Consider the following 11,977-nt stretch of genomic DNA (forward strand, 5'->3'; position numbering starts at 1 on the left):
AGCAATCCTGCCATTGTCGAATGCAGACTGCCGCCGAGTCAAGTCTTTGACGCAGCGCAGCAGCAAGGGCCACATGATGTCCGTGCGACAAGCGCTCCTTGCCAGAGATCGAGGGTCCGCTGTCACCGCTTCTGTTGACCTGGATCAGGGCCGCGTCCGCGCGATGCTTTAAGATATGGCTCACTTGGGCGCTGCGCCGCCCTATGCTGAAGATTGTCTCGGCATTCAACGGAGAACATACATGGTCGAAACGTTCAACCCATCCCAGGAAGCTGCCATCATGGCAACGACGGCGCCCCCTCCTCCCGAAGAGAGCGGTACCGTCAAACCTCCCGCCAAACCCCGCGCCGCGCGTCGAAAAAAACCCACCGCGAACCGGATCACTGCGCCGGTGCTTGCCGAAACCGCAGCACCGAGCACTACCACGGCCACGCTTCCCGCAACCACTCCGGCAGTAACGGCCATTCCGGCAGCAGCGACCACGTCTGCGGCCGCCGAACCGCAGCCGCGGACAGGGTTCTCTCGCCGCCTGGGGGATCGCCATTTGCTGGATTCAGACGCTCTGGAAAACATTGACCGGATGACCAATGTGGCGCTTGGTCAGTTGAGCGGAGGAGTTTCGCCGGCCTCCCTGGCGATGGCCTATCTCGACTGGACGGTGCATCTGGCGGCCTCGCCCGGCAAGCAGTTTCAACTGGCGGCCAAGGCAACCCGCAAGGCGATGCGCCTGGGTGCCTATGCCCTGTCATCGGCAATCACGGGTAACGCCGAGCCAACCATCAAACCGCTTCCCGGCGACCATCGCTTCGATCATCCGGGCTGGCAGCGTTTTCCATACAACGTGATCTATCAGGGCTTCCTGCTCAATCAACAGTGGTGGCACAACGCGACCACCGGCATTCGTGGCGTTTCCAAGCATGGTGAAGCCGCCGTATGGTTCACCGCCAAACAGATCCTCGACATGACTGCACCGTGCAACGTCCCCTACCTGAACCCGGAAATCGTTGAAACCACGATCAACGAGCGGGGCGCGAATCTGGCACGGGGTGCCCAGTTCTATGGTGAGGATGCGCGTCGCGCGCTGCGCGATGAGAAGCCGGCCGGAATCGAGGCCTTCAAGGTCGGAGAAAATCTCGCCATCACTCCGGGCAAGGTCGTCTTTCGTAACCTGCTGATCGAGCTGATTCAATACTCACCGACCACCGCGACCGTCCAGCGCGAGCCGGTTCTGCTGCAGTCGGCGTGGATGATGAAGTACTACATTCTCGACCTGTCGCCGCACAATTCACTGGTCAAGTACCTCGTCGATCAAGGCCATACGGTATTCATGATTTCCTGGCTCAATCCGGGTGCGGAACACCGCAACCTGGGAATGGAGGACTACCGCAAGCAAGGAACGCTGGCCGCCATCAACGCCATTTCGGACATCCTGCCGGGTCGCCGAATCCACGCGGCGGGTTACTGCCTGGGTGGAATCCTGCTGACCATTGCCGCCGCGGCGATGGCTCGCGACGGAGATGACCGTCTGGCCAGCGTCACCCTGTTCACCACCATGACCGACTTCACCGACGTTGGAGAAATCAACGTCTTCATGGATGCCAGCGAAGTGACCTTGCTTGAAGACATGATGTGGCAGAAAGGTTACCTGGGGCACAAGCAGGTTTCGGGCGGCTTCCAGTTGCTCAAATCCGCCGACCTGATCTGGTCGAAGATGGTACGGGAGTACTACCTTGGGCAACGCGAACCGATGTTCGATCTGATGGCCTGGAACGCCGATGGTACGCGCATGCCCTATCGCCAGCACTCCGAGGTTCTGCGTCGTCTCTACGTGGACAACCAACTGTTTCAGGGCAAGTACCTGGTCGACGGGCGCGCCATCTCGATCAGCAACATTCATGTGCCGATATTTGCCGTCGCCGCCGGGGCCGACCACGTTGCACCGTGGCACTCGGTATACAAGCTGCACCTGCAAAGCGACGCGACCGAGCTGACTTTCGTTCTCACCAGTGGTGGCCATAACGTGGGCATCGTCAATGAGCCGGGGCGCCCGCGTCGATCCTACCAGCTCAGTGTGTGCCGGGAGGGAGAACGCTTCCTGGATGCTGCAACCTGGAAGGAAAAGACGCCGTCTTATCAGGGGTCGTGGTGGCCGGCATGGCAACAATGGCTGCAGCGGCACTCCTCCGGCAGTGAAGCACCGCCCCCGATGGGCGCGCCGGACAAGGGCTATGTCCCGCTTTGCGACGCACCGGGAACCTACATCTATCAGGTTTGAGGGTCATCATGACCCGTGTCATTCCCTGCCTGATAGGCATCCCGCATCGTCCGCTTTAGCGTCTTGCCGGCTGCGTTGCGCGGAAAGTCGTCCATGATCTGCAGCGCATGCAGGCGCTGGTAACGAGCGTCCACGCGCTCGTTGATCCAGGCACGCAGTTCGCTGGCACTGGTTGCTGCTCCGTCGCGGAGCAGCACCGCGGCGACCGGCGTCTCGCCCCATTTTTCATGCGCCACGCCGAATACGGCCACTTCCCTGATCGCCGGGTGACGTGCCGCGACCTCTTCGATGTCCCTCGGGTAGATCTTGACGCCACCGCTGTCGATCATGTCTTTCTTGCGGTCAACCAGATAGAGATAACCCTCTTCATCGACATGGCCCAGATCGCCAGTAAACAGCCAGCCGTCGCGGATCGCCTGCGCAGTCAGGTCGGGGCGGCCGTAATAGCCGGTCATCAGCGACGGCCCGCGCCCGACGATCTCGCCGACCTCTCCGGGCAATGCGTCGCTGCCGTCGTCCCGGACGATGCGCATCTCGAAAAAACAGGGCGGGGAGCCGACGGAACCGGCTTTGCGAACTGACTGCGTCTTGTCGAGAATGGTCCAGAAACCTTCGGTCAGTCCATAGAGTTCGTAAAAGCGGTCAGGCAAGAGGCGATTGAGCAGGTCCTTCTGTTCCTGATAGAGCGGCGCGCCCAGTGAAAGGATCATTTGCAGTGAAGAAAGCCGTTCAGCAGAGAAATTCGGCGCGTTGAGCACGGCAATGATCTGTGCCGGCACCATCATGGTATGCGTGACGCGCTCGCGAGCGATGATCTCGATCGCCTCTTCCGGATCGAACTGGCGCTGCAGGACGTAACGCGCCCCCAGATAGAAGCAGGGCATCATGGTCACGAAAGCACCATTGAAGACGATCGCACCGGTGTGCAGCACCACCGATTCGGGGCTCATCCGCCATGCCGAGGCGAACAGGGTGCAATACATCGAGCGCACGAAATGAGTGTGCATGATTCCCTTCGGAAGACCCGTCGTGCCGCTCGTGTACATCACATTGAACAAATCATCCGGTCCGACCGGCACCGGTTCGCAATCTCCCACGGAAGCGTTCCCGAACGAGGCTGCAGCGTAATCGGCATAACCGGCGGTCGGGCCGTCGATCATCAGCACGTGTTCAGCCGTCAGCCCCGGCAACTCGTCGCGGATCTGATCGACGACCGGCGCCATCGAGCGATTGGTGATCAGGCAGACGGCACCTGCATCACGCAGCAGGCTGGCCAGACCGGAAGCCATCAACAGCGGGCTCAGGGGAACCAGCACCGCACCGATCGACGGCACCGCCCAGTAAATTTCGAGCAGTTCCCGGCAGTTGCTCAAGACCGTCGCCACCCGCTCACCTTTGCGCACCCCAAGCGATGACAGCAGGCGGGCGCAACGCTCGACGCGCGCCTCGAATTCCCGCCAGCTCAGACGTTCCTGCCCGATCACGACGGCCACCTGCTCCGCTCGGAACCTCGAGTGATGTTTGATCAGTGTCGCAAGTTGCAGCATTTTCCTTACCCTCCAAAAAACCTGCGCCACGTAAGGCCAAGCATCCTATCGCAGCGCAACAAAATGTTACTATATAGCTCAACTTTGCCGATTCGTACAAGCCCTTGCGCAAACCCTGGCACAGGTTCGACGAAGGGTCGCAAAACCTCCTCCGGAAAACCATTCAGGCTTGATTATGGGGGAACTGCAGCGGCTTGGAAAATAATCCTCGTGAACCGCAAAGCGGGTGAACAAATCCTCTGCAGAGGAGTAAAATGTACATTGTGCGGTGCAGAAAAACACTTGACTGCAGCCGTCGCGCGAGGGCCGGAGTGCATGCTGTCGGGTCTGGCCTGGCGAACGTCCGACAGGTTCGACCACGATGGCTGTGTGCATTGGTTTCGGGAAGGAATCACCGGTGTCCGTCCTGCTGGCGGAGCCCAGCCAGAATCGGAGCCAGGATAATGGCGGGTCGCTCACTGTGGGCTGGCCTGTTTTGACTGACGTGATGACGTTAATTTGGAGGTTGTAAAATGAATGCTCTGCTAAGGGAAATGCCTGATTTCACCACGAGTTGGTGGAGGTATACGCTGGCCATGATGCGCGCCACGAATCGCGAAGTCAGCGAGTTTAACGACAATCTCTTCATTGCCGCCCACATCGCCATGACAGCGGCCCGTGACAACCCGTTGAGCATGATGGAGACCTTCGAGATCCTCGAACACAACGTTACCATGGGGCGCAAGGGCCTGGCCGGGATGCAGGCAAAACTGGTCGACTATTCCTTCGACCAGGTCGAAGAAGGGACGCGCGCCTTCCTGAACAGCATTCTCAATTCGGAAGGGGAAAAACTCAGCGGCTACATGCGCCGCGAGGCCGAAATCATGGAGGCGGTCTCCAATTTCAACGAGCAGATCGAGGCCATTGGCGATGAGTTCGGCTTCCATTTCAACACCTCGAATTACAAGCTGGTGCATGAAACAGGCGCCTTCGAGCTCTATCAGGTCCTGCCGCTGAAGAAGGGTGTCGAGGTGCGCAAGGATCTCAAGCCGGTCATCCTCGTCCCGCCGTACATGCTCGGCGTTCATATCCTGTCGTTCCTGCCCTTCGAGAACAAGAGCTACAGCCACTCGTTCGCCAACGAAGGCATCCCGACCTATGTCCGTGTCGTCAAGGACATCATGACCAATGAGAATGTCCAGAAGATGACCCCGGAACAGGACTGCGAACAGACGCGTGAGCTCTGCGCCAAGGTCATGGAACTCAATAGCGGCAAGAAAGTCACGCTCAATGGAACCTGCCAGGGCGGTTACATTTCCCTGATGAACATTCTGTCGGGAAAACTGAAGGATGTCTGCGACGCCCTGATCACCAACGTGACCCCGGTCGACGGGACCTACAGTGATGCCATCAGCGGCATGCCGACGATGCACCACGACTTCATCACCACGACCTTGCCGAGCGGCAACAAGGTGGCCAACGGCTACCTGCTGAGCCTGGGGATGCGTTTCGTCGCCATCGACCGGGAAACCCCGCTGGTCAAGGTGCTCGATCAGGCTTCGCTGCAGCGCGCCACCGACCTCAACCCCGGCAAGACGCCGGCTGCCCTCTTCCGCTGGCTGCTCAAGGAACGTGTACACCTGCCGCTGGCGATCGCCAACATGAGTTCGCACACCTTCCAGGATCCGATTGCCGATGACGGCACCTTGCCAGTGCAACTCTTTGACCAGCCGCTGAACATCAAGAACCTGGTCGATCTCAATGTGCCCTGGTATCAGAACTATGCGATCAAGGACGACCTGGTGACACCACCGTGTGCCACCGCCGGCAACAAGTTCCTTGAAGGCTGGAATGGCCTCGAGTCGGTCGCCTTCTTCGGAGGTCACGTGGCCATCCTGACCAGCCCCTATGCCAAGAAAGCACCCGTCACCGGCACCTTCAAGGACGCCAACGGCAAGGATTCCCGCGGTCCGGTGAAATTCCAGATGGACATCTCGTGATCCCAAAACTGCGTTGACAACAAGTGGCGCCGCGACCTGCACACCTGCCGTTAAGGCCGGCAGGGCTTGCCACCCGCCGCTTCCAAGGGTAACTTGTCAGACGGCGCCCAGCCAGGCGCCGTCAGTTTGAGAGTATCCCTGCTTTCGGTTTCGTCCAACCTGCGGAGACGCCAGTCCCGCTCAGAGTACCCAGGAGAACCTGTGCCTCGTCCAGGTTCTCGAATCCATCCCTATTGAGCCCGGAGATCTTCTTTATGACCTACGTCAACATTACGTCCGAAGTGCGCGGAAAAGTCGGCCTGATCACTCTCAACCGCCCGAAGCAACTGAATGCCCTGAACGATGACCTGATGGACGAACTCGGCAATGCGCTCAGCGGCTTTGAAGCCGACGAGAACATCGGGGCGATTGTCATCACTGGCTCGGACAAGGCCTTCGCGGCCGGTGCCGACATCACCGTGATGCAGTCACTTTCATACATGCAGGCGTACAAGGGCGACTTCATCACGCGCAACTGGGATACCCTCAAGAGCTGCCGCAAACCGGTCATCGCCGCCGTCGCCGGCTATGCCCTGGGCGGCGGTTGCGAATTGGCGATGATGTGCGACATCATCCTGGCGGCCGACACCGCCCAGTTTGGTCAACCTGAAATTCGCCTCGGGATTCTTCCCGGAGCGGGGGGAACGCAGCGCCTGCCACGCGCGGTTTCCAAGGCCAAGGCCATGGAAATGTGCCTGACCGCGCGCACCATCGACGCTGTCGAGGCCGAACGCGCCGGGCTGGTGTCGCGTGTCGTCCCGGCCGACAAGCTTCTCGATGAGGCGATGTCGGCCGCCACCAGAATCGCCGGTTTCTCGTTGCCGGTGGTAATGATGATCAAGGAATGCATCAACCGCTCCTATGAAAGCTCGCTGTCGGAGGGCCTGCTCTTCGAACGCCGCACTTTCCACTCGGCTTTTGCTCTCGACGATCAGAAAGAAGGCATGGCCGCATTCGTCGAGAAACGCAAGCCTTCCTTCAGCAACCGCTGATCCCTCCCGATCGAGGACCCCGCCCGGCCGTCGGTGCGGGGCCGGCACTCAACAGCAGGCCAGATCGACGGCGTTGTGAATCATGATCTGGTCTACCCACGCCTTGGCGTAAACCGTGTGATAGCTATTCGAACAGGCAGCCACCTCGAGGGTCAGCGTCACCGTACGATTGGCAAAACGTTCCAGGTCGATCGCCGCCTGGCGCAGCCATTCGGTTTCCTGGTGAACCATGCCGATGGCGGTCACCTCGTCAACCACCTGTCCATCGATCAGAACCCGGAAACTCGCGCTGGTGTAATCGTTGACCCCGGCGTTGAGATCCAGTCGCCGCACGTAGCTGAGCTCAGGCTGTTCACCCAGCTTGATCCGCCGTGAAATCGACTGCGCCCGCGCGCCAAGGGCACCACGGTCGCCTGACGAAGCGTGGCCGTAGAGCATCGAGCCACCCCGAAAGGCGCGCGGGTCGTCAAGCAGCAGTTCCCATCCAGAGCCTTCCCAACCGGATGTTTTGAGCATCGCTTCGGGGACGGCCGAGGCCGACCGCTGCGACAGGCCTTTCAATGCTCCGGCCGCTTCCAGTGCCGTCGAAATGATGCCCGGAACGTCGATGCCGAGCGGCGCCCTGCTATCCGACCGGCGACTGCTAGTACCCGGCTTGAGCAGGCCTGCCGCTTCCAGCGAGGCCGAAATGATGCCATGCACATCGAGGCCGAATGGCCGGCCGGCCCCGGAACGCGGCTCCTGCGTACCGGGGACATCGTCCTCCGGTCGGGTTTTCTGCGTGGCCTCTTCTTTGCAGGTACGCTGACCCAAGTCGATCGTGCCGGCCCTCCCGGCCGTCGACGTACGGGCAGATCGCCCGGCTTCCTGCCCAGACGTGGCCGGGTCACGCGCACTGGCTGGCTGCTCGGCAAGCAGTCCCCAGAAGTCGGCAATCCGGTGGGTCGAAGAAATTCCGACGGCGTTGAAGAAGGGGGCTGCCGTGCCACACTGATGGGGCTCGGCGCCCGGATCCAGGGCCGCACCGTGAGTCATGCCGGTGACCGTATAGGACTCGATCAGCTCGTTGCCATCGGGCCCCTGCCAAACCCGGCGCGGATAGCCATCGACCATCATCTGGATCGTCGGTTGCAGGTCGAGGCCGTGGATGTCCGCCCATTGCTTGATGGTTTCTTCGGCGTTGACCGGCTTGACGGCGGTGTCGGCATCGCCATGCCAGACTGATACCTTCGGCCAGGGTCCCTGGTGCAGCGACGCTGCCCGCACCAGCTCACCCCACTCCCTGGGCGAACGCGAACGCCCCTGAAAGATGCTTTCGAGGCCCTCCCGCAAACCTTTGGCGGTACGGTAAGGCACCCCGGCGATCACCGCACCGCCCGCGAACACCTCCGGATAGGTCGCCAGCATCACATTGGTCATCGCTCCACCAGAGGATGTCCCGGTGACGTAGACCCGCTGGCGATCCAGGTTATGATCGCTGAGCATCCGATCGACCATCTGTTTGATCGACAGGGGTTCACCCTTTTCGCGGTCATTGTCTTCCGGCTTGAACCAGTTGAAACAACGCAAGGGATTATTGTTCCAGTGCTGCTGCGGGAACAACACCGCAAAACCGTAACGGTCGGCCAGGGTGGACCAGCCGCTCCCCTTGTTATACGAAGCCGCACTCTGCGTACAGCCATGCAGTACGACCACCAACGGCGCGTTCGCCGGCAAGCGTTCGGGAACATGGCAGTACATCCGCAATTCGCCGGGATTGGACCCGAAAGCGGTGACCTCGAGCAAGCGGTTCTCTTGCGAATCGACCTGCTCCGACCAGGCTTGCACTGCGGTCAACGCCGACAGGAGTTTCTCCCAGCGACTTCCGTGCGGCGTCTTTGCCGCGAGTTCTGCCATCTTCTTGATGGCGGCCACGTGATGGCCCAGTTTGTTCAACATTGGCATACTCCTGTTAGTACTCCTGTCATCGGACAAGGTGGTCAACAGACCGATCTCGATCAACTTTCGGACCGGCAAGAAAACGGTGTGAAGGAGGCCCGGATCGACCACTCCACCACGTTGGGGATCAAGCCAGGCCGGCGGAACAGCGTCCGGGGCCAGGCCATAGGTATGACTGATCACGGCGCGCCGGCCTTGCCAGCAAGCGCTGAACTGCAGCGCAGCGACCGGGCAGCCGCGGTTGATCTGGACGCCGAACAGCTCGCTGGCAACGATCGATCGTGTCTCCTCGGCACAAGCCAGTTCCAGCAGACCAGCGAGCGCTTCACCAAAGGACAGTCCATCCAGTCGGATCAAAAATTCGGGACGCTGCTCGGCTTCTGCAGTGACCATCGCCGGACCGAAAAGCACGCGCGGCGCATTGCTGCCCGCGGCGACCGGATTCGCTCGCAGATCGGCATAACAACGAATGGCCTCAAGAGTCTGCGACTGTTGTGGTGCCGCCATGGCCCCGATCAGCAGGTGCGCAGCATATTGTGGGCTCGCCGGTGGTGAGCCGCGCCCCCGCGGTCCAGGAGCGACCAATCCCCCGGTGACCATCAAGGTGACGCGGAAGCGCAGGTCGCGCCGCGACTCGCCGAGGATGTCGGCGAGTCGCTCGCTGAATTCATAACGTGCCAGCCCATTGACCATGCAGCAACGATAGCACGGTTCGTTCAGAAATGCACCAAATTATTTAGTAAGTGACAACAATTAATTTTATAAAGCTCCCCTGGCTGCCAGAGGGTTCGTCGCAACCGGCCGAATGGGCCGCAGCAAGCAAGCTGACCTCAGCGGTTCCGGTTCGCAGCCGAAATTTTCGCGTTCACTCTGTCCTTGTCGGGCCTTTTCGGGCCTTTTCGGACCAGTTGACAGACCTGACCGGGCTGCTGATACTTTCGGCAGTCCCGTTGGATTCTCTATCCTCCTCAGCGTGTCCCCTGCATCGGCCGGCACTGTCTGGACGGTGACGATACGGGCCAAAAACTGGCTGCGGCCGTTGTGGACGCGCAGGCCCAAACCGAGGGTGACGGCCGACCGACTCAATCCACGTTCCTGGAGGGCATGACTCCCATGATTCATCGACCATCGATCGTCGCCGGACTGATCGCCGCCCTGTTGGCGGCAGAACCGTTCCCGACAGCGGCAGCACCCATTCCATCGACGGATTTCCCAAGGGTGCAGCCACCCGGCGCGTCGCCCGCACAAGCTAAGGTGGACGCCGGTTTGAAGGCACTGAATGCCGGCGAACTGGTGGCCGCCGAGGCTGCATTCACGGAAGCGGCCAGGGTCGATCCCAAGCTGTCGACCGCCTACATCGGCCTGGCAGAAGTCGCCGCCCGGCAAAACCAGCCCGCCCGCGTTGAATACTGGCTGAAGCAGGCGCTGACGGTCGATCCGAATGGCGCGCTGACGCAGCGCACCTGGGGCCGCTACCTGTTTCAGCAAGGGCGCTTCGTCGATGCCGAGACCGCTTTCAAGAAAGCAGTCGCGCTCGACCCGCGCTCGGTTGACGCGCAACTCAACCTGGCCGAGAACACCCTGCTCGGTCTGAAAAAGGCCAAACCGGCAGAAGACGCTTACCGTGCGGCCGTCGCGCTCGACGCCGGCAATCCGCAGGCGCATGCGGGTCTGGCCGCGACGCTGGCAGCGCAAGGCCACCCGGATGCGGCACTCGCCGAGTATGAGCAGGCAGTCAGGCTCGCGCCTGCCGACCCGAAGTTCGCGCACGCCCTCGCCCGCTTCCTGGCCTCCCAGGGTAAACTCGATCAGGCTCTGGCCGCACAGCAGAAGATCGTCGCCATGGCGCCGGATTTTTTCCCCGCCTACATCGATCTCGGCGACCTGTATTTGGCCAGGGGCGACCTCGACCAGGCCGCCAACACCTATCGCTCCGCCACCAGGGTGACCAAAAACCCGGCGCTGGCCTTCTTCAGACTCGGGACCGTGCTCGAAGGTCAGCAGCGCTGGGCCGAAGCCGAACAGGCCTACCTCGAGGCCGTGCAGAACGATCCGATGATGTATGGCGCGTACAACAATCTCGCCTTCATGGCTGCGGTGCGCAAGGAGCGTCTCGACGACGCGCTGGTCTGGGCGAAAAAGGCGGTCGAACTGGCGCCCAAGGTGACGACGATCCAGGACACGCTCGGCTGGGTCCACCGGGCTCGCGGCGAACTCGGCCCGGCCGCGCAGGCAATCGAAAAGGCGATCGCCGCCAACCCCAAGAAGGCGAGTTTCCGCTACCACCTCGGGGTGGTCTATGCCGAGCAGGGAAAGAAGAAGGAAGCGGTCGCCGCACTGCAGAAAGCCCTTGAACTCGACAGGAACTTCAACAACGCGGCCGACGCCAGACAGCGCCTGCAGCAACTCTCGGCGAAGTAGTGGGCGGGCGGTTGAGGCGGGCGGCTCTCCCAAATGAAAAGCGGCCCGCAGGCCGCTTCTTCTGCCCTACCGATTATCTCCCTCTCCACTCGCGGGAGAGGGGTCGGGGGAGAGGGAGTTAGACTGAACGGCGACGGCGAGCAGCACCCAGACCGAGCAGGCCCATGCCCATCAGGACCAGCGTGGCCGGCTCGGGGGTCTTGAAGCTGTCATGTTCGCGGGCCACGATCTTGTCGTCGACCAGCGCGAAGGTGTCGAAGTCCTTGTCGCCAGCAGCCACACGCGTGAAGGTGTAGTCGAAGGTGAACACACGGTCAACCGAACGGTCGTACGAACCGACCGCGTCGGAACCGACACAGGCCCCGATGTCGGCGCCCGTGCAGACGGCGGAGACCGCGATCTCGGGCAGACCACCGCCGAGGTCATCGACCGTCACCTTGCTGTACGTGGAGAAGCTGGCCGTGATGCCGGCGGTGATCGCCGCGGCGATGTCGGCCGGAGCAGCCGAAGAGGCAAAGACCGAGCCGCCGAGACCGGTGATGCTGCTGGAGAAGCTCGGAGTGAGGGAGCAGACGCCGACCACGGCACAGAAATCGATGCCGATCAGATCGGCACCGATGCCGCCCATCGCTGCCAACGTAGTGGCAAGGGTAGCGGCACCCGCCTTGAAGCCGGCATCGCCGAGCGCGACGATGAAGCGGTTCGAACCCGCACGCCATCCACCGCCAGCCACTGCAGCGCTAATGCCATCGTAACCCAGCTCGGCAAAATCACCGCCGCCACCAA

General features: G+C 61.3%; 7 protein-coding genes. 4 read left to right on the plus strand and 3 right to left on the minus strand.

The features are described from left to right. Positions 1–241: 241 nt before the first annotated feature. A complete protein-coding gene (locus V5B39_RS14775) occupies positions 242–2,275 on the plus strand; it encodes a PHA/PHB synthase family protein (RefSeq protein ID WP_332343637.1) in 2,034 nt (677 codons plus the stop codon). Here the strand turns inward: V5B39_RS14775 and V5B39_RS14780 are convergent. Next, positions 2,266–3,822 carry a class I adenylate-forming enzyme family protein gene (locus V5B39_RS14780; RefSeq protein WP_332343638.1) on the minus strand — a complete coding sequence of 519 codons (1,557 nt, stop codon included), beginning with the start codon at positions 3,820–3,822 and terminating at the stop codon, positions 2,266–2,268. The genes V5B39_RS14775 and V5B39_RS14780 overlap by 10 nt on opposite strands. 512 nt (positions 3,823–4,334) lie before the next feature. Between V5B39_RS14780 and V5B39_RS14785 the strand changes: the two genes are divergently transcribed. Next, a complete protein-coding gene (locus tag V5B39_RS14785) occupies positions 4,335–5,801 on the plus strand; it encodes a hypothetical protein (RefSeq protein ID WP_332343639.1) in 1,467 nt (488 codons plus the stop codon). A 254-nt stretch (positions 5,802–6,055) separates the two neighbouring features. Continuing rightward, complete coding sequence (locus V5B39_RS14790; protein WP_332343640.1) at positions 6,056–6,832, plus strand: enoyl-CoA hydratase; 777 nt, start codon at positions 6,056–6,058, stop codon at positions 6,830–6,832. Between the two features lie 48 nt (positions 6,833–6,880). On the opposite strand, the gene V5B39_RS14795 is transcribed toward V5B39_RS14790, so the two are convergent. Further along, a complete protein-coding gene (locus V5B39_RS14795) occupies positions 6,881–9,463 on the minus strand; it encodes an extracellular catalytic domain type 1 short-chain-length polyhydroxyalkanoate depolymerase (protein WP_332343641.1) in 2,583 nt (860 codons plus the stop codon). A 411-nt stretch (positions 9,464–9,874) separates the two neighbouring features. On the opposite strand from V5B39_RS14795, the gene V5B39_RS14800 reads away from it, so the two are divergent. Next, entirely contained in the window at positions 9,875–11,191 is a 1,317-nt protein-coding gene (locus tag V5B39_RS14800) for a tetratricopeptide repeat protein (RefSeq protein ID WP_332343642.1), read from the plus strand. A 118-nt stretch (positions 11,192–11,309) separates the two neighbouring features. Here the strand turns inward: V5B39_RS14800 and V5B39_RS14805 are convergent. Further along, on the minus strand, positions 11,310–11,977 hold a 668-nt coding region (locus V5B39_RS14805; RefSeq protein WP_332343643.1), incomplete at its 5' end, for a PEP-CTERM sorting domain-containing protein.

It is taken from the genome of Accumulibacter sp. (assembly GCF_036625275.1).
GTDB lineage: Bacteria > Pseudomonadota > Gammaproteobacteria > Burkholderiales > Rhodocyclaceae > Accumulibacter.